This is a genomic window from Neisseria elongata subsp. elongata (genome assembly GCF_900113545.1).
Taxonomy (GTDB): domain Bacteria; phylum Pseudomonadota; class Gammaproteobacteria; order Burkholderiales; family Neisseriaceae; genus Neisseria; species Neisseria elongata.
In genome coordinates this window covers 44,237-65,154 of sequence record NZ_FOPS01000008.1, presented here as the reverse complement: position 1 = coordinate 65,154, position 20,918 = coordinate 44,237, and the positions used below count along the sequence as shown (strand labels likewise).

Below are 20,918 nucleotides of genomic sequence, written 5' to 3'. Positions count from 1 at the left end.
GATTTAGTTTTGATTCAAACCAAACCAAACTTATTCGTCGGCCTGGTTGCCGCCTTCTCACTCAGCGCCTGCGCCTCTCCCGCCGCAGACACTTCGGCTCAAGCCGCCGCCACTGCTCAGCCGGACGTGGTCGTTAAAACCGAGCCGCTGCACAAAACAGCCAACCTCAGCTACAAAGTAGCCGGCAAACGATACCAGCCGACCAAAAAAATCGAAAGTTTCAGCCAGACCGGCAAGGCCTCATGGTACGGCCCCGGCTTCCACGGCAAAAAAACCTCCAGCGGCGAACGCTTCGACATGAACACCCTCTCCGCCGCCCACCGCACGCTGCCCATCCCCAGCTATGCGCGCGTAACCAACCTCTCCAACGGCAAAAGCGTCGTCGTCCGCATCAACGACCGCGGCCCCTTCCACGGCAACCGCGTGATGGATTTGTCTAAAGCCGCCGCCAAAGAACTCGGCTTTATCCACACCGGCACGGCCAACGTAAAGGTCGAACAAATCCTTCCCAACGGCAAAGGGCAGAAACAGCAAAACCGCCGAGACGGTATCGTTACCAACGTAAAACCGAAAACGCAGACCGAAATCTAAGCCGATTCCGTCTGACAACAAACAGAATTCAAACAACAGAGGCCGTCTGAAAAATATTTCAGACGGCCTTTTCTTCCAAATACATGCTCAAAAACATGGCAAACATCCTGCACAAACCTTCTTTACGCATCACCATCAAAAATGCAGGCAATCGCCATGCAAGGCGGAAACGCCCGGTAAAACCTTTGCCTGCCATCCGGTTTACCTTCAGACGGCCTGAAAGCCATATCACGATGTGGCATAATCCGCCTTTGTTTTTTCAGACGATTCCTGCCTCAAATTACTTCATGAAGTATCTGAAAAATATTGCCTTGAAAGGAAAAGCACCATGCAAAATTTTTTGTCCGGATTGCTGAATAAATTGGGTTTTGCGTCATCAAGCCAAACCGAAAGCCAAGCTGCAAACCAAACCGCGATGCCCGAAATCCACACACAGCCCGACCGGCCTCTGTCATTCGGTTTCAAAACCAATTGGCTGGCGGTCAAATCCGATTCGCCCGAAGCCGTATTGGAAAAGCTGCCGTTGCAGAATATACAGCCGGCCAACTGGCAAAGCAGTTTTCAAATCATGGAAGCGGCGGACTATCAAAGCAGCCTGCAGCCCGTTTTCGTATCGCCCTGCATTCGCGGCTGGGTGTTCGTTGTCAGTCATTTGGCGCTGCCGTGCCTCCATCCGGAACGCCTGTTCAATATGCTGACAAAGCCGTTATTAGACCAATTCAAAGAAGTTCAATATTTCGGTTCTTACCGTGTAACGGATTATCTGGCATGGGCAAAAGCGGAGGATGGAAAATGGATACGGCGTTTTGAAACTTCCGACAGCTGTATCTTGGAAAACTTCGGCGGGCAAACCGCCGCCGAAAAATCCTTAAACATCGTATCTGTCGAATCCGAAGAAGAATTTGAACAAGACGAAGTATTTGAAAAATGGATAGCCGCGCAAGATGAAGAAACGCCCGCGCAGCTGGCGGGTTTGTGGAGCATCAATCCTCTAGAATTGGAAAATATGGATTTGCCACCTTCAATTGGCTATCTGGGCTATTTTGAAAAAACAGAAAACCCTTAATTTCAGGCAGCCCCAAAAGCAGCCTGCACCCATCAAAAGGACCCCCATGAACATCACTCAAATCCTCTCTCAAGAACTCTCCGCCACCGCCGCCCAAATCACCGCCGCCGTCGAGCTTTTGGACGACGGCGCAACCGTGCCGTTTATCGCCCGCTACCGCAAGGAAGCCACGGGCGGGCTGGACGATACGCAACTGCGCCAGCTTGCCGAGCGGTTGCAATACCTGCGCGAGTTGGAAGAGCGCAAAGCCGTTGTTTTAAAAAGCATTGAAGAGCAAGGCAAGCTTTCAGACGACCTCAGGGCGCAAATCGAAGCCGCCGACAACAAAACCGCGCTGGAAGATCTGTATCTGCCCTACAAGCCCAAACGCCGCACCAAAGCGCAAATCGCGCGCGAACACGGTTTGCAGCCGCTGGCGGACGTGTTGCTTGCCGAGCAGCCGCAGGACGTGGAAGCCGCCGCGCAAGGCTACCTGAACGAAAACGTCCCCGACGCCAAAGCCGCATTGGACGGCGCGCGCGCGATTCTGATGGAGCAGTTTGCCGAAGACGCGGAACTCATCGGCACGCTGCGCGACAAGCTGTGGAACGAAGCCGAAATCCACGCGCAAGTCGTTGAAGGCAAAGAAACCGAAGGCGAAAAATTCAGCGATTATTTCGACCACCGCGAACCTATTCGCGCCATGCCCAGCCACCGCGCGCTGGCGGTTTTGCGCGGCCGCAACGAAGGCGTGTTGAACATCGCGCTCAAATACCAGCCCGACGACACGCCGATTACGCAGCAAAGCGAATACGAGCAAATCATCGCCCGCCGTTTCAAGGTTTCAGACGGCCACAAATGGCTGCGCGACACCGTGCGCCTGACTTGGCGCGCAAAAATCTTTTTGTCGCTGGAACTTGAAGCCTTAGGTCGTCTGAAAGAAGCCGCCGATACCGACGCGATTACCGTGTTTGCCCGCAATCTCAAAGACTTGCTGCTCGCCGCGCCTGCCGGACGGCTGACCACTTTGGGTCTCGACCCCGGCTACCGCAACGGCGTGAAATGCGCCGTGGTGGACGACACGGGCAAGCTGCTGGATACGGTCATCGTCTATTTGCACCAAGAAAACAATATGTTGGCAACGCTGTCGCGCCTGATTAAACAGCACGGCGTGAAGCTCATCGCCATCGGCAATGGCACCGCCAGCCGCGAAACCGACAAAATCGCGGGCGAACTGGTGCGCGGAATGCCGGAAATGGGGCTGCACAAAATCGTCGTTTCCGAAGCCGGCGCGTCGATTTATTCCGCGTCCGAACTGGCGGCGCGCGAGTTCCCCGACTTGGACGTTTCCCTGCGCGGCGCGGTGTCCATCGCCCGCAGGCTGCAAGACCCGCTCGCCGAATTGGTGAAAATCGACCCCAAATCCATCGGCGTCGGCCAGTATCAGCACGACGTAAACCAAAGCCAGCTCGCCAAATCGCTGGACGCGGTGGTCGAAGACTGCGTGAACGCCGTCGGCGTGGACGTGAACACCGCCTCCGCCCCGCTCTTAGCGCGGATTTCCGGTTTGAATCAAACCCTTGCCCAAAACATCGTCGCCTACCGCGATGAAAACGGCGCGTTCGACAGCCGCAAAAAATTGCTGAAAGTACCGCGCTTGGGTGAAAAAACCTTCGAGCAGGCGGCGGGCTTTTTGCGGATTAACGGCGGCAAAGAGCCGCTGGACGCGAGTGCCGTCCACCCCGAAGCCTATCCCGTCGTCGCCAAAATGCTGGCGCAACAAGGCATTACCGCCGCCGAACTCATCGGCAACCGCGAGCGCGTGAAGCAAATCAAAGCGTCCGACTTCACCGACGAACGCTTCGGTCTGCCGACTATTTTAGACATCCTGTCCGAGCTGGAAAAACCCGGCCGCGACCCGCGCGGCGAATTTCAGACGGCCTCCTTCGCCGAAGGCATTCACGAAATCAGCGACTTGCAAGTTGGCATGATACTCGAAGGCGTGGTCTCCAACGTCGCCAACTTCGGCGCATTCGTGGACATCGGCGTCCATCAGGACGGCTTGGTACACATCTCCGCCCTGTCTAATCGTTTCGTCCAAGACCCGCGCGAAGTCGTGAAAGCCGGCGACGTGGTGAAAGTGAAAGTGCTGGAAGTCGATGCCGCCAGAAAACGCATCGCGCTCACCATGCGCTTGGATGACGAAGCAGGCGCGGAAAAACGCGGCAAAAGGCTACCTGAAACCGAAAAACGCGGCGCAAACAACCGTTCCGGCCAGCCGCAGCGCGAAAAGCAGCCTGCAAATTCGGCGATGGCGGATGCGTTGGCGAAGTTGAAAAGATAGGGCTACCTGAAGAGTGACTTAAAATAATTTGTTAAAACAATATATTAAAAACGACTTGTAAAAAAATCCCGTTTTTTTATCATATCGAAGCGATATAGCAAAAAAACGGGATTTTTTTATCATTTAACCGAACCCCTAAAATGTACTCGATCGAACAATTCCCTCCCGAAATAGATTTCGAAACTGTCGCCGTCTTGAAAAAACTGGCTTCCGCCCATCGTTATCTGGCTGAATTAAAAGGTATCTGCCGCAGTATTCCCAACCAAGGCATTTTGATTAACACGCTGTCTTTGCAGGAAGCCAAAGACAGTTCCGAAATCGAAAACATCATTACCACCCATGACGAACTGTTCCGCGCAGGAATATCGGCAAGCCCGTCTAGTCCTGCCATCAAAGAAGTGCAGAATTATGCTTCAGCACTGCATTGCGGCTTCGACCTTATCCAAGAACACGGAATGCTGACCAACAATCATATTTTGACAATACAGGCCGAGTTGGAAAGAACCGTGTCGGATTCCGCAAACAGTCGGGAACGATGCTGAAAAACGACCGTACCGGCGAAATCGTCTATACGCCGCCGCAGCATACGGACGACATCATTCGCCTGATGCGCAAATTAGAAGCATTTATCAACGACGACAACACGGAAAAACCAATCGACCCGCTGATCCGCATGGCACTGCTCCACCACCAGTTTGAAAGCATTCACCCGTTTTACGACGGCAACGGCAGGACAGGGAGGATTATCAATGTGCTGTATCTGGTTTTAACCGGATTACTGGAGATTCCCGTTTTATACCTCAGCCGCTATCTGGTGCGGAACAAAAGCGAATATTACCGCCTGCTGCAACACGTGCGTGATACGGGTGAATGGGAAGGTTGGCTGCTGTATATGCTGGAAGCCGTGGAACAAACCGCCAAGGACGGCATCGATACCGTGCAGCACATCCATCAGGCGATGCTGGACTACAAACACCGCATCAGGCAAAACTTCAGCTTCTACAGCCAAGATCTGATTAACCACCTGTTCAACCATCCCTACACAAAAATCGATTTCCTGATGAAAACGCTGAACGTTTCCCGCCCCAGTGCCGCCAAATACCTGGACGAACTGACTGAAGGCGGATTCCTGCATAAAGAAAAGATAGGCAGGAGCAACTACTATATCAATATCGCGCTGATGGATATTCTGCTGCCGCAGGAAACAACCCGTTAAGGCTATCGAGGCCGTCTGAAAACCGTTGTCAGACGGCCTCCAATCCGACCGGACAAACATTTGCCGCTATAATCCCGCTTTTTTTCAGACGGCCTTCCACCATGCACGACCCTTACGCCCGCTTTCATGATTTAAACGACCCCGAAACCCGCCGCTTCGCCGCTGAAGCGCATGCCGAAACACTGGCGCAGTTTGCCGGCTCGGCCGAATTTTCCGCCCTGCGGGACGATATTTTCGCCCAGTTGCAGGATGAGAGGCAGATTCCTTTTTGTCAGGAACACCGCGCCCGCATGTACCATTTCCATCAAAGCGAGGAATTTCCCAAAGGCGTGTACCGCGTCTGCTCGGCCGCGTCTTACCGTGCGGGGATGCCCGATTGGGAAATCCTGTTTTCCGTGGCCGATTTCGATGAAATTCTGGGCGACGACGTGTATTTGGACGGCGTGTCGCACTATGTCGAACAGCCCCTGCAAGTCCTGCTGACGCTGAGTGCGGCAGGCGGTGACGCGGCATATACCGTCGAATTCGATTTGGCCAACCGCCGCATCGTCGAAGGCGGCTTTCATTTTCCCGCAGGCAAAAACCACATCGCCTGGCGCGACGCGGACAGCGTCTGGGTCTGCCCCGCGTGGGACGAACGCCAGCTCACCGCGTCGGGTTATCCGCGCGAAGTGTGGCTGTTGCGGCGCGGTCAGGAATTTTCAGACGGCCTGCCGGTTTTCCGCATGGAAGAAGACGGCGTGATGGTGCAGGCCTGGCGTTATCTGGACGGACTCGGTTCGCCCGTCGATTTAATCGAAGCCGCCGCCGGCTTTTTCACCAAAACCTATTACCAAGTCTTTTCAGACGGCCGCACCGCCGCACTCAAACTGCCGACCGATTGCGAAATCGCCGGCTATATCGCCGGACAACTCCTGATCAAACTCGTGCAGCCGTGGCACCGTGCCAATAAAAGCTACCCCGCCGGCGCGCTTGTGGCGGTCAAACTCAACAAAGGCGAACTGGGCGAGGCCGCCTTGCTGCTCGCACCCGACGACGCGCAGGCGGTAGAAAGCGTGGAAACCACCAAACGCTTTATCGCCGTTTCCCTGCTCGACAATGTCAAAGGCCGTCTGAAAGCATGGAAATGGACGGGCAAAACATGGCAGGAACAAACCCTGCCCGAACTGCCGCAAGGCGCGCTGGAACTGACCGACCAGCCGTGGGGCGGCGACCTACTCTACATCGCCGCAAGCGACTTCACCACCCCGCTGACCCTGTACGCACTCGACTTGCAGGTAAACGAACTGAGTGTCCTGCGCCGCCAGCCCAAACAATTCGACGCAGACGGCATCGCCGTACGGCAACTTTGGGCGCGTTCGGCAGACGGCACGCAAATACCGTATTTCCACGTCGGCAAAAACAGCGGCGCCGACACCCCTGCGCTTGTTTACGCCTACGGCGGCTTCGACGTGGCCGAACTGCCGCACTATCTGGGCAACATCGGCCGCCATTGGCTGGCGCAAGGCAACGCCTTCGTCTTGGCCAACATACGCGGCGGCGGCGAATACAAAGGATGGCACACCGCCGCCCAGCGCGAACACAAACACCGCAGCGTGGACGACCTGCTGGCCGTCGTGCGCGACTTGGCCGAACGCGGCCTGAGTTCCCCGCCGCACATCGCCATACAGGGCGGCAGCAACGGCGGACTGATAACCGCGTCCGCCTTCGTGCGCGAACCACATGCCATCGGCGCGCTTGTGTGCGAAGTCCCCCTGACCGACATGCTGGCTTATACGCAACTCTCCGCCGGTGCAAGCTGGATAGAGGAATACGGCGATCCGAACGACGCCGAAATGCGCCCGCACCTGGAAAGGCTTTCCCCCTACCACAACCTTTCAGCCGGCCTAAACCACCCGCCCGCACTCATCACCACCAACCTGTCCGACGACCGGGTACACCCCGCCCACGCCTTGAAGTTTTACGCCAAACTGCGCGGCATCTCGCCTAAATCCTGGCTCTACGCCCCCGATTGTGGCGGCCATACCGGCAACGGCACACAGGAAGAAGCGGCGGAAGAATTGGCACTGGTATTGCGGTTTTTAAACGAGACCGTGTGCAAGTAATAGGGTGCGCACAGCAGCGGTGCAGAATAAACCTTGGAAAAAACAGCGGAAAACGCCCTTGTCGGCAAAATCCGGCCTATGCTAATATGCCCGCGTTTCGCACCTGCGGCGGCCGCCTCCGAAGGCCGTCTGAAAGGCAAACACATCATTAGATGGAAAACTCTAAATCAATCGGGTACAATGCGCCCGTTTTGAGTTTTCACATTAACCACCGCCGCAAGGCTTTAAATTAAGGACGAAAGAATATGTCAAACATTGAACAACAAGTGAAGAAAATCGTTGCCGAGCAACTGGGTGTCAGCGAAGCCGACGTGAAAAACGAATCTTCCTTCCAAGACGACCTGGGCGCAGACTCTCTGGATACCGTAGAACTGGTTATGGCTTTGGAAGAAGCCTTCGGTTGCGAAATCCCTGACGAAGAAGCCGAAAAAATCACTACCGTTCAATTGGCCATCGACTACGTGAACGCTCACCAAGGTTAAGCACGGCCTTTGCCCTATTCCGGCCTCTGCGCGCGGGCTTGCCTGCACACAGGGGTCGTTTCTCATTAACAGCGGCTCGGAACAAACCGCCCCCGCAAGCGCGTTCCGGTTTCCGAATCCCGTTTTACAGCGAGCAGACTATGAGTCAGAGAAGAGTAGTCATCACCGGCCTCGGACAAGTTTCTCCGGTCGGCAACGACGTACAAACCGCTTGGAATAACCTATTGTCCGGCAAAAGCGGCATCGGCCTCATCACCCGTTTCGACGCATCCGACATCAACAGCCAAATCGCCGGCGAAGTGCGCGATTTCGACATCGGCCAATACATCAGCGGCAAAGAAGCCCGCCGCATGGACGTGTTCATCCACTACGGCATCGCCGCCGCGCTGCAGGCCATCAGCGATTCCGGCTTGGACGCCGCGGAAAACCTCGACAAAGACCGTGTCGGCGTGAACATCGGCTCGGGCATCGGCGGCCTGCCCAGCATCGAAGCTACCGGGAAAACCGTACTCGAAGGCGGCGCGCGCAGAATCAACCCCTTCTTTATTCCCGGTTCGCTGATTAACCTGATTTCCGGTCACGTAACCATCCTCAAAGGCTACCGCGGCCCCAGCTACGGCATGGTTTCCGCCTGTACCACCGGTGCGCACTCCATCGGTGATTCAGCCCGACTGATTAAATACGGCGATGCGGACGTGATGATTGCCGGCGGTGCCGAAGGCGCGATCAGCACCTTGGGCGTGGGCGGCTTTGCTGCGATGAAAGCCCTTTCCACCCGCAACGACGACCCCGCCACCGCTTCCCGTCCGTGGGACAAAGGCCGCGACGGCTTCGTTATCGGCGAAGGCGCGGGCGTGCTGGTGTTGGAAGAATTGGAACACGCCAAAAAACGCGGCGCGAAAATTTACGCCGAAATCGTCGGCTTCGGCATGAGTTCCGATGCCTACCACATCACCGCTCCGAACGAAGAAGGCCCTGCATTGGCGGTTACCCGCGCACTGAAAGATGCCGGACTGAATCCCGAAGACGTCGATTACGTCAACGCACACGGCACGTCCACCCCGCTGGGAGATGCCAACGAAACCAAAGCGATCAAGCGCGCGCTGGGCGACCATGCCCGCAAAGTCATCGTCAATTCCACCAAATCCATGACCGGCCACCTGCTCGGCGCGGCGGGCGGCGTGGAAGCAGTGTACAGCGTGTTGGCGGTACACAATCAAAAATCCCCGCCGACCATCAACATCTTCGAACAAGACATCGAAGCAGGCTGCGATTTGGACTACTGCGCCAACGAAGCGCGCGACGCGAAAATCGACGTTGCCATCTCCAACTCCTTCGGCTTCGGCGGCACCAACGGCACGCTGGTGTTCAAGAAATTCTCCGGCTAAACGTTCCGTCGGGATGACAATAGGCCGTCTGAAAGCTGCTTTATCGTGTAAAGCCTGCTTTCAGACGGCCTTTACCAGTTTATAAAGCCGGGGTTTAGCGCGTATAATGCGCGCCGTTTATCCACGTCCTCCCAGCCGAAAGGAATCCCACATGACCCCGCAAACCAAATACAAACGAATCCTGTTGAAACTGTCCGGCGAAGCCCTGATGGGCAATGATGCCTTCGGTATCAACCGCGAAACCATCATGCAGATTGTCGGCCAGGTAAAAGAAATCGTCGAACTCGGCGTACAGGTCGGCATCGTCATCGGCGGCGGCAACATCTTCCGCGGCGTTTCCTCGCAGGCCGACAACATGGACCGTGCGACGGCCGACTATATGGGCATGATGGCCACCGTCATGAATGCCTTGGCCTTGAAAGACGCATTCGAATCCGCCGGCGTGAAAGCCCGCGTCCAATCCGCACTGCCCATGCAGCAGATTGCCGAAACCTACGCCCGTCCGAAAGCCATCCAGTATCTGAAAGAGGGCAAAGTCGTGATTTTCGCCGGCGGCACCGGCAACCCCTTCTTCACCACCGACACCGCCGCCTCGCTGCGCGGCGCGGAAATGAACTGCGACGTGATGCTGAAGGCCACCAATGTCGATGGCGTGTACACTGCCGACCCGAAAAAAGACCCGTCCGCCGTCCGCTATGAAACCATCACTTTCGACGAGGCTTTGAGCAAACGTCTGAAAGTCATGGATGCCACCGCTTTCGCTCTGTGCCGCGAACGCCAGCTCAACATCGTCGTGTTCGGCATCGCCAAAGAAGGCGCGCTCAAACGCGTGGTTTGCGGTGAAAACGAAGGTACGCTGGTTCACTGCTGATGCGGTCTGTCGTATAGGAAACAGTATAAAAGGCCGTCTGAAAACCTGAAAACCGGTTTTCAGACGGCCTTTCCGTATTTCGATGCGGCGGGTTAGGACAGCCGTTGCGCCATGGTTTCGCCCATCCGCGTTTCCACGCCTGCCTTCAGGCGTTCGTTTAAGCGGACGCTGCCGTGCGGGAAAAGGTTGATGACGGTGGAGCCGAGGCGGAATGCGCCCATTTCTTCGCCTTTGCGCAGGACGACCGCACCGTCGCCCGATTCGGGATAGTCCCATTGGCGCACGGCGGCGGTGCGCGGCGGATTGACGACACCCGCCCACACCGTACTGATGCTGGCGGTTACGGTGGCGCCGACCAAAATCTGCACCATGCTGCCGAATTCGGTATCAAAGAGGCAGATGAGGCGTTCGTTGCGGGCAAACAGGTTGGGGACGTGTTCGGCTAGGAAGGGATTGACGGAAAACAGTTCGCCCGGCACATAAATCATGCGGCGCAAAGTGCCGTCGCAGGGCATGTGGACGCGGTGGTAGTCGCGCGGGGAAAGGTAGGTGGTGAGGAAGAGGCCGTCTGAAAAACGTGCGGCCAGTCCTTCGTCGCCTGCCAGCAGTTCGGCGGCGGTAAAGCTGTGGCCTTTGGCCTGCAACAGCCGTCCGTGTTCGATGGTGCCGCATTCGCTCACGCGGCCGTCGGCAGGCAGGCAGAGGTTTTGCCCGTCGCCGTCTATCGGCCTTGCGCCGTCTTTTAGCGGGCGGATGAAGAATTCGTTGAAACTGGCGTAATCGGCGGGATTGCTGCGGGCTGCTTCGTCGAGGTTGATGCGGTAGCGGGCGGCAAAGGCGCGGATAATGAAGGTGGTCAATACGCCCCAGCGGCGTTCGGCCAGCCAGCCTGCGGCACGGGTAACGGCCAGTTGGGGCAGCAGGTAGTGCAGGGCGATTTGCAGGCGTTGGCGGTAGCTCGGGGCGGGATAGGGGCGGGGGGAGGACATGGCGGGGCTTTCTGTTTCCGTGTCAAAAACGGCAGTATAGCAAAAGGCCGTCTGAAAACGAACGCTGCGGGTTTCTGTGAGGCTCAAACATGCGGCGTTTGTTTTCAGACGGCCTGTATTTATGCCGGTTTGTCCAGCGGCGTTTGAAAGCGTACCAGGCGGGCTGTATCTGTGCCGACGCGGATTTCGCCGCCGTAGAAGCCGGGCGGCAGGGGCATTTCTATGCGGCCGAACTGCGGGTGGCCGATTTCGGCGCGCGTGCCGCCGGGAAGGCGGTGTAGGGCGAGGACGGGGCAGGCGGGGCCGGCGGGGTCGGGAAAGAGCGCGTCGGGCGGCAGGTAGAATGTGTCGCCAACGTTGCGGCAGCCGAGCAGTTTGGCCGCCGCCGCGCTGTTCGGATGCGCGCCCAGTTCGTCGGGGCTGCCTTCTTGAATGATGCGGCCGTCGGCCATCAGGGCGATTCGGTCGGCCATTAGGAAGGCTTCTTCGGGGTCGTGGGTAACGAGGACGGCGGGGATGTTCAGACGGCCTGCCTGTGCGCGGGTCAGGTTGCGCAGGCTGCTCCTCAGTCCGGTGTCGAGGCTGGAAAAGGGTTCGTCCAGCAGCAGCAGTTTGGGTTCGGCGGCCAGTGCGCGGGCCAGGGCGACGCGTTGTTGTTCGCCGCCGGAAAGGGTGTCCGGGCGGCGGTGTCCTTCGCCCGACAGGCCGACTTGTTCCAACATGGCTTCGGCGGCCTCTTCCGCCTGCCGTTTGGCGGTGCCGCGCATTTTGAGGCCGAAAGCGGTGTTTTGCAGGACGGTCAGGTGCGGCAGGAGGGCGTAGTCTTGGAACATCAGCGAGATGCGGCGTTTTTCGGGCGGCAGGGCGGTGATGTCCGTACCGTTGAGTAGGACGCGTCCGCCGTCGGGGGCGGTCAGTCCGGCGGCGATGTTGAGCAGGGTGGATTTGCCGCAGCCGGAACGGCCGAGGATGGCGAGCAGGCTGCCGCGCGCGACTTGGAGGTTGATGCCGTCGGCAACGGTTTTGCCGTTGAATTGTTTGCGGATGTTTTGCAGTTCGAGCATTTTCAGACGGCCTTATTCCAGTATGCTCAGGCCGGGCAGGGTGGCGAAACCTTGGTCGCGCACGATTTGGCAGAAGTCGGCCAGGTAGCCTGTGTCGCCGTCTTCGCTCCGCATGGCGGCGTACAGTTCGCTTTGCAGGCCGTTTTCGGTGATTTTGCGCGAGACGACGTAGCCTTTCTCCAGATACGGCATCACGGTCCAATACGGCAGGGCGGCGATGCCGCGGCGGCTGGCCACGAGTTGTACGATGGCGATGGTCAGCTCGCTGTGGCGGCGTTGCGGGTTGATGCCGCGCGGCAGCAGGATTTTACGCAGCAGGTCGAGCATGTCGTCGGGAACGGGGTAGGTAATCAGGGTTTCGCCGGCAAAGTCCTCCGCCTGCCAGATTTCTTTGGCTGCCAGCGGGTGTTCGGGGGCGCAGATGCCGACCATGCCGTAGGCAAACAGGGGGCGGTAGGTAATGCCCGCCTGCGGTACGGCTTCGGACACAATCGCCAAATCGGCGCGGTGGGACAGCAGCAGGCCGACGGGGTCTGCCTGAAAGCCGGATACGATGTCGAGTTCTACCTGCGGCCACAACGGGCGGAATTCGCCCATGGCGGGCATCAGCCAGTCGAAGCAGGTGTGGCATTCCACCGCCAGCCGCAGTTCGCCCGCTTCGCCTTCGATAATCTGCGCCATGTCGCGTTCGGCCGCGGCCACCTGGGGCAGCAAATCACGGGCGAGTTTCAACAGCCGCGCACCGGCAGGCGTGAAGCGCAGCGGGTTGGATTTGCGTTCGAACAGGGGGGTTTCGTAATAGTTTTCCAGCGTGCGGATTTGGTGCGACAGGGCGGATTGGGTCAGGAATACCCGTTGCGCGGCGAGGGAAACGCTGCCGGTTTCCTCCAACGCCAGAAGGGTTTTCAGATGACGCAGTTCGATAATGGATTCCATGGGGCGGCCTCGACCGTTGGCAAAGTTGGCAAAAGAAGACCAATATTAAAATAATTCATGCGGATGGTGCAAATCCGACGGCGACAAAGCATACAATAAGGCCGTCTGAAAACGGAAAATCCGAAGTAAAGGAGTATGGCCATGAACGTTTTTTACCGATTGCCCGAAGGTTTCCCGCTTGAGGAGGCCGTACAACGGTTTCCGCAAATATTCCGCCCGCGACAGGCTGACAGTCACAAAGGCACGTTCGGCACGCTGGCCGTGTTGGGCGGTGCGGCGGGTATGAGCGGGGCGGTGGTATTGGCATCGTCTTCCGCCTTGATGCTCGGTTGCGGCAAGGTGTGGGCCGGTTTTCATCAGCCTGTTTTGCCCATGCCGCTGATTGCCGCCTATCCCGAAATCATGCTGGATACCGCGTCGGCATTGCTTAAACGGACGGATTTGTCGGCACGCGTGGCCGGGTGCGGTTTGGGTTGCGCTGCGGAGGCGGCGCAGTTGCTGCGGGCGGTTTTTCAGACGGCCTCCGATACGCCGTTGCTGCTGGATGCGGACGCGCTGAATCTGCTGGCGCATGATGAGGCATTGGCCGCCGAAGCCGTGCTGTATCCGCAGTTGGTCCTGACGCCGCATCCGGCTGAAGCCGCGCGCCTGCTCGGTACGGAGACAAGCGTCGTGCAGTCCGACCGGGAAACGGCGGTGCGGCGGCTGGCCGAACGCTTCCGTGCCGTGGTGGTGCTGAAGGGGCATCGTTCCCTCGTGTGCGGCGGTAACGGGATGTTGTATGAAAACCTGAGCGGCAATGCGGGGTTGGCCACGGCGGGGAGCGGCGACGTGTTAAGCGGCATCATCGGCAGCCTGCTGGCGCAGGGAATCGAGCCGTTTCAGGCGGCCTGCGGCGGCGTATGGTTGCACGGTGCGGCGGCGGATGTATTGCGTGCGTCCGGCGCGGGGGAAATCGGTTTGCTGGCAGGTGAAATCGCGCCGGCTGCCCGCTGGCTGCGCAATCAGACGATTGAGAATAAATTACAACTAAGTGTTTGATAAAAGTCAAAATTTGAGTGAATTTCTAACTTAATTATGCAAATGTTGTCTGTTCTTTACACGGAAAACCCTATAATTCAATTTTTATAGACACATGAAGGGAATTAAAAATGGCAGATACTTTCTTGCATTGGACTTCCGATTTGGACACCGGCATCGAACAGGTGGATGAACAGCACAAAATTTTGGTTCAGTATATCAATGAGATGCATGATGCCCATGTTGCAAATGACCGTGAAGGAATGGGCGTGGCTTTGGACCATTTAATTGAATATACCGTACAGCACTTCTCCGATGAGGAAAGCTTGTTGGAAATGGCAGAATATCCCCTGCTGGATGCCCATCACCGCGTGCATGAAAATTTCGTTAATAAAGTGAAAACATTCAAAGGCCGTTTCGATAACGGCGACGATGTCGGTCAGGAAATGATGGATTTGTTGGAAACTTGGTTGTTCCTGCATATCCGCCGCAACGACCACGGCTATGTGAAACATGTGAAAGAAAAACTGGGTCTGTAAGCTGTTTTAAAATTTGAGGCCGTCTGAAAAGATATTTTCAGACGGCCTTTCTGTATTTTAATGGCGGTAGCACATTATCAGCGGCGTTCCATTTTCCGGCTGTATACCAGCGAGGTGAGGATGGATGCGCCAAGTGCGCCGAAGACGACTGCCAACGAGATGGTAACAGGAATGGGAATCCAATGAATAATCAGCATCTTGATGCCGATGAAGCTCAAGACGAATGCCAAGCCGTAGTTCAGGAATACGAAGCGGTCGGCCATGTCTGCCAGCAGGAAATACATCGCGCGCAAGCCGAGGATGGCGAAGATGTTGGAGGTGAGGACGATGAACGGGTCGGTGGTAACGGCAAAAATGGCCGGAATACTGTCGACGGCGAATATGACATCACTCAGTTCGACCATAATCAGCACCATCAGCAGCGGGCTGGCAACACGCTTGCCGTTTTCCACAGTGAAGAATTTTTCACCGTTCAATGATTTGCCGACGCGGATATGCTTTTGCAACCATTGCAGGACTTTATTTTGCGACAGGTCTTCGCCTTCCTCATCGCCGCCCTGTTTGACCATTTTGATGCCTGTGTAGAGCAGGAATGCGCCGAAAATATACAATATCCATTCGAAACGGCTGACCAGTACCGCGCCGATAAAAATCATAACCGCACGCAGGACGATGGCTCCGAATACGCCGTATAACAATACCCGGTGCTGATATTGGGGCGGTACTTTGAAGTAGGAAAAAATCATCAGGAAGACAAAAAGGTTATCTACAGCCAGCGATTTTTCCAAAACGTAGCCGGTGAAATATTCCATTACTTTGGTTTTGGCGATATTGTGGCCATAGGCGGGGTTGCTGCTGATTTCCCAATACAGCCAGCCTGCGAAGGCGCAGGATACGGCAATCCAAATGGCTGACCAGAGCAGGGCTTCTTTGGTGCTGACTTTGTGTGCGCCGGTTTTTTTTAGCGACAACATGTCTATGCCGATCATGATGAGGACGGCGATAAAGAATACGCCGTAAAACAGCGGAGAGCCGATATTGGGTTCGGGAGTCATTGTGTTTCCTTACATTCGAACTGTGATGCCGGTTAATACGGATGAGGCCGTCTGAAAGGACGTGCTTTCAGACGGCCTGCCGTGAGCCGGCGGTTATTTGACGAACTTCAAAACCTTTTTCTTTTCTGCCGTGCCGTTTTCCGGTTTTTCAGACGGCCTTTTTTCTTCCGTTTTCGTTTCCATTTCGCCCGAGGTTTCGGTTGAGGGTTGGTAGGGTTCTATTTCAAAACCCATGCCTTCGCCGGTTTCGCGGGCAAACAGGCTGGAGATGTGGCCGACAGGAATCCAGATTTCGTGCGCTACACCGGCAAAGCGGGCGGAAAAATTTACCCATTCGTTGTCGATGCTCAGATTGTGTGCGGCATTCGGCCCGATATTCAACATGATTTCGTTGTCGCGCACATATTGCATCGGTACGCGGGTATGTTCGTTTACCCAGGCAACAATGTGCGCGGTGTAGCCGTTGTCGTTGCACCATTCGTACAGGGCACGGAGCAGGTAAGGTTTGGTGCTGCTGTTCATTCGTTGTTTCCCCTCGATGATATTTTAGCGGCGCATGGCTTTTTCAGCCGGTGTCAGTGCTTCGATAAAGGCTTCGCGCTGGAACAGGCGTTCGGCGTATTTGAGCAGCGGTGCAGCGTTTTTCCCTAATTTGATGTCGTAATGATCCAAACGCCACAGGAGCGGGGCAATGGCGACATCAATCATGGAAAAGTCGTCGCCCATGATGTATTTGTGTTTGGAAAATGCAGGTGCCAGCATGGTCAGGCCTTGGGAAATGGCTTCGCGTGCTTTGGCTTGTTCTTTGGATGTAGATTCCGGTGCTTCCAAAACTTGCACATGGCTGAACAATTCGCGTTCCAGGCGGTAGAGCACCAAACGACCGCGACCGCGTTGAACGGGGTCGCCCGGCATCAGCTGGGGATGGGGGAAGCGTTCGTCTATGTATTCGTTAATGATGTTGGATTCGTGCAGTATCAAATCGCGCTCTACCAAAACAGGTACTTGGTTATACGGATTCATAACGGCCAAATCTTCAGGTTTGTTGAAAATATCCACGTCTTTAATTTCAAAATCCATCCCTTTTTCATATAGGACGAAGCGGCAGCGGTGGCTGAACGGGCAGGTAATGCCCGAATACAAAATCATCATAAGGATTACTCCGACTGAATTGAAAAGAAATATCTGCCAAGGCAGATATGATGTGTTTGAAAATTAAGAGAATGATACACAAGGCCGTCTGAAAATACCACAAATTCGTTGTATCATGATGTTTTATTGAGGAAAAACAAAAAAGCGGAGGAATCTCCTCCGCTTGAATTTGGTCAGACAGGTTAGTGAACGTCTTTCCAGTATTCTTTTTTCAGGAAGTAGGCCAGCGGCAGCATTACCGCGAACAAGAAGATCAAGACGGCATAGCCGATTTGTTTGCGCTCTACTTGTGCAGGTTCACCCATGTAAACCATGAAGGCCACCAAATCGCGGGCGTAGTCATCATATTCTTTGGTAATGACTTTGCCGTCCGGTGTTTTGCGTGTCATGGAACCGGTGGATTCCCAATACAGTTTCGGAACATCTTGGCCGTGTTCGTCTTTTACCATAACGGGTTGGCCTTTTCCATCCAGCTCGACAGCTTGCACGCCTTGTTGCTGCCACAGCGGATGCGGCATACCTACTTTATTAAACGCAGTATTGTTCCAGCCGGTAGGACGGGTTGGGTCTTTATAGAAACCGCGCATGTAGGCATACAGGTAGTCAGCACCACGCGAACGGGCAATCAGCGACAAATCGGGAGGTGCCGCACCAAACCATTTTTTTCCGTCTGCCGGAGTCATGGCGGCATGCATCACATCACCTACTTTGTCAGTGGTGAACATCATGTTTTTCTTGATTTGCTCGTCGGTCAAACCAATGTCTTTCAGACGGTTGAAGCGCATGCTGCTTGCCGAGTGGCAGGACAGGCAGTAGTTGGTAAAGATTTGCGCGCCGCGTTGCAGGCTGACTTGGTTACCCAAATCGATATCGACTTTTTCGTAGTGGTGGTCGCCGCTTGCGCCGGCTAAAGCCATAGGGGTTGCCAAGGCAAAGGCAACAATCCATTTTTTCAATGTATTTTTCATTTTGCTGCCCTCATCAAACATTGGTTGCAAACAGGTATGCGCCGATTAATGTAATGGCGGTGTACACGAAGAACATTACTTTTTGTTTGCCTGTGCTCATGGTTACACGTTCGGGAACCGGTTTGGTTGGATCCAGCTTGCTGTAAATCGGCATGGCTAAGAAAAACAGGAAGTAGATGGCCGATAGGGCGCGGGCAATAAAGGTGCGGGACGGAGTTGCCGCCATTGCGCCGAGGATGCCTAAACCGATAAAGGAGATAATGAACAGGACAACCGCAATTTTGAAAATCGGACCACGGTAGCGTATTGATTTTACCGGAGAGCGATCCAGCCACGGCAGCAGAGCAATCAGCACGACTGCGGCCCCCATACCGATGACGCCCCATATCTGCGTACCGGCAAAGGACGGAATGGCACGCAAAATGGCATAGAACGGGGTGAAATACCAAACAGGCGCAATATGGGGAGGGGTTTTCAGCGGGTCTGCAGGGTCAAAGTTCGGCGCTTCCAAGAAGTAGCCGCCGCCTTCGGGTGCGAAGAACATAACGGCACAGAAGACAATCAGGAAGACCACTACGCCCAAGATGTCTTTAACGGTGTAGTACGGATGGAACGGGATGCCGTCCAAAGGTACGCCGTTTTCATCTTTCAGTTTTTTGATTTCCACACCGTCAGGGTTGTTCGAACCGACTTCGTGCAGGGCGATAATGTGCGCTACGACCAAGCCGAGCAGTACCAACGGTACGGCAATGACGTGCAGGGCGAAGAAGCGGTTCAGAGTGGCATCGGAAATGGTAAAGTCACCACGAATCCAAACCGACAAATCTTGGCCGATCACCGGAATAGCGGAGAATAGGTTGATGATCACCTGTGCACCCCAGAAGGACATTTGTCCCCAAGGTAGCAGGTAACCCATAAAGGCTTCAGCCATCAATGCCAAGAAAATCAACGAGCCGAATACCCATACCAGTTCGCGCGGTTTTTTAAACGAACCGTAAATCAGGCCGCGGAACATATGCAGATAAACGACGATAAAGAAGAACGATGCACCGGTTGAGTGCATATAGCGGATAATCCAGCCGCCCGATACGTCGCGCATGATGTATTCGACGGCGGTAAACGCAGCCGGCAGGTTGTATTGGTTCAGATTGCCGTCGGGTTTGAAATTCATGACGAGGAAAATCCCGCTGACAATCTGAATCACCAACACCAAAAGTGCCAGTGAGCCGAAGAAGTACCAGAAGTTGAAGTTTTTCGGCGCGTAGTATTCAGACAGGTGGTCGCGCCACATTTTGGACAAAGGGAAACGGGCGTCCACCCAGTCCAACAATGCCTTTGCTTTGCTATTGGTTTGGTTTGCCATAATTTAAGTCCCTTTTTATGTTTCGTCGCCGACCTGTATGGTGGTGTCGCTTAGGTATTTATGGGGAGGAATAACCAGATTGGTTGGGGCGGGCGCACCGGCGTAAACGCGTCCGGCAATGTCGAATTTGGAGCCGTGGCACGGGCAGAAGAAGCCGCCTTTCCACTCTGCACCCAAATCTGCCGGAGCGATGTCCGGGCGGTAAGTCGGCGAACAGCCCAAGTGGGTGCAGATGCCGATGGCGACCAAGACGTTCGGTTTGATTGAGCGGGTCTCGTTTTTGCAGTCTTCCGGCTGGTGGTTGACCTCGGAGTTTGGGTCGGTCAAGACGCCGCTCAGTCCTTTCAGGTCTTTGAGTTGTTGATCCGTGCGGTTTACCACCCAAATCGGTTTGCCTTGCCATTCGGCAGTCAGCATTTGTCCGGATTCGATTTTGCTAACGTCGATTTCTATAGGTGCGCCGGCGGCCTTAGCCTTTTCCGACGGAAACCAGCTGGCGACGAAAGGCGCAGCCACGCCTGCGGCGGCCAATCCGCCCGCTCCTGCTGTTGCCAGCACGAGGAAGCGGCGGCGGCCTTGATTGATTTCATGATTATCCATTATTTCAGTCATCCTAAGATTTTGAAAATACCGAGCCATTAAACTCCGTAATTCTACCTGAATTCGTAGGGTTGCTTAAAGTAGTATTTAAAATAAGGTAAATTTTTGAAGTCTTTTTTGATTTTAAGCAGGATTTTGTTCGTCAAAAAAGTAAATTTCCGTGCCGAATTTCTGTTGCAGGGCACGGGCAAGTGCCTGTATGCCATAGCGTTCTGTGGCATGGTGGCCTGCGGAGATGAAAACTGTGCCGGTTTCGTTGGCAAGGTGGTATTGCGCTTCGGAAATTTCGCCGGTGACGTAAACTTCGGCGCCTTCGTCTATGGCCGTCTGAAAAAATCCCTGTGCGCCGCCGGTGCACCATGCGGCACGGCTAACGGTTTGTTGCGGATTGCCGACGACGGTGGGGGTGCGGCCGAGTTTTTGGGCGATTTCGGCAGTCAGTTCGGAAACGGTTTTCGGGGTTTTCAGACGGCCTATGTTCAGTAGGTTTTGCTCGCCGCAGGTGTAATCTGTTTGCCAGTCCATCAGTTTGGCCAGTTGGGCGTTGTTGCCGAGTTCGGGGTGGGCGTCGAGAGACAGGTGGTAGCCGGCCATGTTGATGTTGTGGTGCAGGAGGGTGGCGATGCGTTGCTTTTTCCAGCCGGTGATGGTGGCGGGTTCGCTTTTCCAGAACATGCCGTGGTGGACGAGCAGCAGTTGTGCGCCTTGTTGTGCGGCACATTCGACGGCGGCACGGCTGGCGGTAACGGCGGCAACGATTTTTTCAATTTTTTCCGCACCTTCGACTTGGAGGCCGTTGGGCGCATAGTCTTTAAATTGGGCGGTTTGCAGGATGTCGTCGCACCAGGCAAGGATTTCGCGGCAGGTTGTCATGATGTTTCCTTTTGCGGGTTGGCGTGGTTGGAGGCCGTCTGAAAATATAGTGGATTAAATTTAAACCAGTACGGCGTTGCCTCGCCTTGCCGTACTATCTGTACTGTCTGCGGCTTCGTCGCCTTGTCCTGATTTAAATTTAATCCACTATAAGGTAGGGCGGGGCTGTGCTGCAGTTTGGTAGGAGCTTGTTTTTAGGAAGCTTTGTGTTGGCTGTGCAGAAATTCTGCATCTTCCAACTCTGTTTGAGCTTTGCAGAAGCTCGGCACTGTTCGGTACTTCGTTTCAGACGGCCTTATCAGCAGGATGGTGTGTTT

Annotated in this window: 20 protein-coding genes and 2 pseudogenes; 10 read left to right on the top strand and 12 right to left on the bottom strand. The window is 55.3% G+C overall.

All coding sequences use genetic code 11. From position 1 onward, the window contains the following. The first annotated feature begins 9 nt into the window (after positions 1-9). Positions 10-591 (top strand): septal ring lytic transglycosylase RlpA family protein, encoded by a 582-nt coding sequence (locus tag BM261_RS08620; protein WP_074897436.1) that lies wholly within the window; start codon positions 10-12, stop codon positions 589-591. A 58-nt stretch (positions 592-649) separates the two neighbouring features. Here the strand turns inward: BM261_RS08620 and BM261_RS12685 are convergent, their stop codons facing one another. Continuing rightward, a complete protein-coding gene (locus BM261_RS12685) occupies positions 650-787 on the bottom strand; it encodes a hypothetical protein (protein WP_162817035.1) in 138 nt (45 codons plus the stop codon). A gap of 132 nt (positions 788-919) precedes the next feature. Between BM261_RS12685 and BM261_RS08615 the strand changes: the two genes are divergently transcribed. The 7 genes and pseudogenes from BM261_RS08615 (at position 920) to pyrH (ending at position 10,042) form a co-directional block, all read left to right on the top strand. Further along, the gene (locus tag BM261_RS08615; RefSeq protein ID WP_074897434.1) at positions 920-1,657 is read left to right on the top strand and encodes a hypothetical protein; all 738 of its coding nucleotides are present in this window, start codon (positions 920-922) and stop codon (positions 1,655-1,657) included. A gap of 46 nt (positions 1,658-1,703) precedes the next feature. Continuing rightward, positions 1,704-3,980, top strand: a complete 2,277-nt coding sequence (locus tag BM261_RS08610) for a Tex family protein (protein WP_074897433.1) — start codon at positions 1,704-1,706, stop codon at positions 3,978-3,980. Positions 3,981-4,120: 140 nt separating this feature from the next. After that, a pseudogene (locus BM261_RS13080) lies at positions 4,121-5,196 on the top strand (Fic family protein). Positions 5,197-5,297: 101 nt separating this feature from the next. Beyond that, a complete protein-coding gene (locus BM261_RS08600) occupies positions 5,298-7,301 on the top strand; it encodes a prolyl oligopeptidase family serine peptidase (protein WP_074897431.1) in 2,004 nt (667 codons plus the stop codon). A gap of 245 nt (positions 7,302-7,546) precedes the next feature. Continuing rightward, entirely contained in the window at positions 7,547-7,783 is a 237-nt protein-coding gene (acpP, locus tag BM261_RS08595; RefSeq protein ID WP_003772398.1) for an acyl carrier protein, read from the top strand. 140 nt (positions 7,784-7,923) lie between these two features. Then, positions 7,924-9,171 (top strand): beta-ketoacyl-ACP synthase II, encoded by a 1,248-nt coding sequence (fabF, locus tag BM261_RS08590; protein ID WP_074897429.1) that lies wholly within the window; start codon positions 7,924-7,926, stop codon positions 9,169-9,171. Between the two features lie 151 nt (positions 9,172-9,322). Then, a complete protein-coding gene (gene pyrH, locus BM261_RS08585; RefSeq protein WP_074897427.1) occupies positions 9,323-10,042 on the top strand; it encodes a UMP kinase in 720 nt (239 codons plus the stop codon). Between the two features lie 92 nt (positions 10,043-10,134). On the opposite strand, the gene asd is transcribed toward pyrH, so the two are convergent. The 3 genes from asd to BM261_RS08570 all read right to left on the bottom strand — a co-directional run bounded on the left by asd (position 10,135) and on the right by BM261_RS08570 (position 13,031). Then, on the bottom strand, positions 10,135-11,031 hold the full coding sequence (gene asd / locus BM261_RS08580) for an archaetidylserine decarboxylase (RefSeq protein WP_074897480.1): 897 nt from the start codon (positions 11,029-11,031) through the stop codon (positions 10,135-10,137). A gap of 119 nt (positions 11,032-11,150) precedes the next feature. After that, the gene (locus BM261_RS08575) at positions 11,151-12,095 is read right to left on the bottom strand and encodes an ABC transporter ATP-binding protein (protein WP_074897425.1); all 945 of its coding nucleotides are present in this window, start codon (positions 12,093-12,095) and stop codon (positions 11,151-11,153) included. Between the two features lie 12 nt (positions 12,096-12,107). After that, the gene (locus BM261_RS08570; RefSeq protein ID WP_003772403.1) at positions 12,108-13,031 is read right to left on the bottom strand and encodes a LysR family transcriptional regulator; all 924 of its coding nucleotides are present in this window, start codon (positions 13,029-13,031) and stop codon (positions 12,108-12,110) included. 141 nt (positions 13,032-13,172) lie between these two features. Here BM261_RS08570 and BM261_RS08565 point away from each other — a divergent pair, with 141 nt between their 5' ends. Beyond that, positions 13,173-14,072: an NAD(P)H-hydrate dehydratase gene (locus BM261_RS08565; RefSeq protein WP_114910533.1), complete on the top strand. Its 900-nt coding sequence runs from the start codon at positions 13,173-13,175 to the stop codon at positions 14,070-14,072. Positions 14,073-14,182: 110 nt separating this feature from the next. Continuing rightward, positions 14,183-14,590: a bacteriohemerythrin gene (locus tag BM261_RS08560; RefSeq protein WP_070455337.1), complete on the top strand. Its 408-nt coding sequence runs from the start codon at positions 14,183-14,185 to the stop codon at positions 14,588-14,590. Positions 14,591-14,667: 77 nt separating this feature from the next. On the opposite strand, the gene BM261_RS08555 is transcribed toward BM261_RS08560, so the two are convergent. From BM261_RS08555 to BM261_RS12485, 8 genes and pseudogenes are all read right to left on the bottom strand, one after another. Beyond that, positions 14,668-15,645 (bottom strand): TerC family protein, encoded by a 978-nt coding sequence (locus BM261_RS08555; RefSeq protein ID WP_074897421.1) that lies wholly within the window; start codon positions 15,643-15,645, stop codon positions 14,668-14,670. Positions 15,646-15,738: 93 nt separating this feature from the next. Continuing rightward, positions 15,739-16,167 carry a ClpXP protease specificity-enhancing factor gene (locus BM261_RS08550; protein ID WP_074897419.1) on the bottom strand — a complete coding sequence of 143 codons (429 nt, stop codon included), beginning with the start codon at positions 16,165-16,167 and terminating at the stop codon, positions 15,739-15,741. Positions 16,168-16,191: 24 nt separating this feature from the next. Further along, positions 16,192-16,797 (bottom strand): glutathione S-transferase N-terminal domain-containing protein, encoded by a 606-nt coding sequence (locus tag BM261_RS08545; RefSeq protein ID WP_070455332.1) that lies wholly within the window; start codon positions 16,795-16,797, stop codon positions 16,192-16,194. A 182-nt stretch (positions 16,798-16,979) separates the two neighbouring features. Continuing rightward, a complete protein-coding gene (locus BM261_RS08540; RefSeq protein ID WP_070455330.1) occupies positions 16,980-17,765 on the bottom strand; it encodes a cytochrome c1 in 786 nt (261 codons plus the stop codon). Positions 17,766-17,778: 13 nt separating this feature from the next. Then, complete coding sequence (locus BM261_RS08535; RefSeq protein ID WP_074897417.1) at positions 17,779-19,128, bottom strand: cytochrome b; 1,350 nt, start codon at positions 19,126-19,128, stop codon at positions 17,779-17,781. Positions 19,129-19,143: 15 nt separating this feature from the next. Next, complete coding sequence (gene petA, locus BM261_RS08530) at positions 19,144-19,728, bottom strand: ubiquinol-cytochrome c reductase iron-sulfur subunit (protein ID WP_074897477.1); 585 nt, start codon at positions 19,726-19,728, stop codon at positions 19,144-19,146. Positions 19,729-19,851: 123 nt separating this feature from the next. Next, positions 19,852-20,601: a Nif3-like dinuclear metal center hexameric protein gene (locus BM261_RS08525; protein WP_074897415.1), complete on the bottom strand. Its 750-nt coding sequence runs from the start codon at positions 20,599-20,601 to the stop codon at positions 19,852-19,854. Between the two features lie 44 nt (positions 20,602-20,645). Next, positions 20,646-20,753: pseudogene (locus tag BM261_RS12485) on the bottom strand (IS5/IS1182 family transposase); the annotation flags it as partial. Between the last annotated feature and the right edge of the window lie 165 nt (positions 20,754-20,918).

Excerpts from the sequence above, each read along its gene's own strand:
- BM261_RS08610 (WP_074897433.1), top strand. The coding sequence starts at position 1,704 with ATGAACATCACTCAAATCCTCTCTCAAGAACTCTCCGCCACCGCCGCC.
- pyrH (WP_074897427.1), top strand. The coding sequence starts at position 9,323 with ATGACCCCGCAAACCAAATACAAACGAATCCTGTTGAAACTGTCCGGC.
- BM261_RS12685 (WP_162817035.1), bottom strand. The coding sequence starts at position 787 with ATGGCAGGCAAAGGTTTTACCGGGCGTTTCCGCCTTGCATGGCGATTG.
- BM261_RS08575 (WP_074897425.1), bottom strand. The coding sequence starts at position 12,095 with ATGCTCGAACTGCAAAACATCCGCAAACAATTCAACGGCAAAACCGTT.
- BM261_RS08525 (WP_074897415.1), bottom strand. The coding sequence starts at position 20,601 with ATGACAACCTGCCGCGAAATCCTTGCCTGGTGCGACGACATCCTGCAA.
- BM261_RS08535 (WP_074897417.1), bottom strand. The coding sequence starts at position 19,128 with ATGGCAAACCAAACCAATAGCAAAGCAAAGGCATTGTTGGACTGGGTG.
- BM261_RS08555 (WP_074897421.1), bottom strand. The coding sequence starts at position 15,645 with ATGACTCCCGAACCCAATATCGGCTCTCCGCTGTTTTACGGCGTATTC.
- asd (WP_074897480.1), bottom strand. The coding sequence starts at position 11,031 with ATGTCCTCCCCCCGCCCCTATCCCGCCCCGAGCTACCGCCAACGCCTG.
- BM261_RS08545 (WP_070455332.1), bottom strand. The coding sequence starts at position 16,797 with ATGATGATTTTGTATTCGGGCATTACCTGCCCGTTCAGCCACCGCTGC.
- petA (WP_074897477.1), bottom strand. The coding sequence starts at position 19,728 with ATGGATAATCATGAAATCAATCAAGGCCGCCGCCGCTTCCTCGTGCTG.
- BM261_RS08540 (WP_070455330.1), bottom strand. The coding sequence starts at position 17,765 with ATGAAAAATACATTGAAAAAATGGATTGTTGCCTTTGCCTTGGCAACC.
- BM261_RS08615 (WP_074897434.1), top strand. The coding sequence starts at position 920 with ATGCAAAATTTTTTGTCCGGATTGCTGAATAAATTGGGTTTTGCGTCA.
- BM261_RS08600 (WP_074897431.1), top strand. The coding sequence starts at position 5,298 with ATGCACGACCCTTACGCCCGCTTTCATGATTTAAACGACCCCGAAACC.
- BM261_RS08570 (WP_003772403.1), bottom strand. The coding sequence starts at position 13,031 with ATGGAATCCATTATCGAACTGCGTCATCTGAAAACCCTTCTGGCGTTG.
- fabF (WP_074897429.1), top strand. The coding sequence starts at position 7,924 with ATGAGTCAGAGAAGAGTAGTCATCACCGGCCTCGGACAAGTTTCTCCG.
- BM261_RS08565 (WP_114910533.1), top strand. The coding sequence starts at position 13,173 with ATGAACGTTTTTTACCGATTGCCCGAAGGTTTCCCGCTTGAGGAGGCC.
- acpP (WP_003772398.1), top strand. The coding sequence starts at position 7,547 with ATGTCAAACATTGAACAACAAGTGAAGAAAATCGTTGCCGAGCAACTG.
- BM261_RS08560 (WP_070455337.1), top strand. The coding sequence starts at position 14,183 with ATGGCAGATACTTTCTTGCATTGGACTTCCGATTTGGACACCGGCATC.
- BM261_RS08550 (WP_074897419.1), bottom strand. The coding sequence starts at position 16,167 with ATGAACAGCAGCACCAAACCTTACCTGCTCCGTGCCCTGTACGAATGG.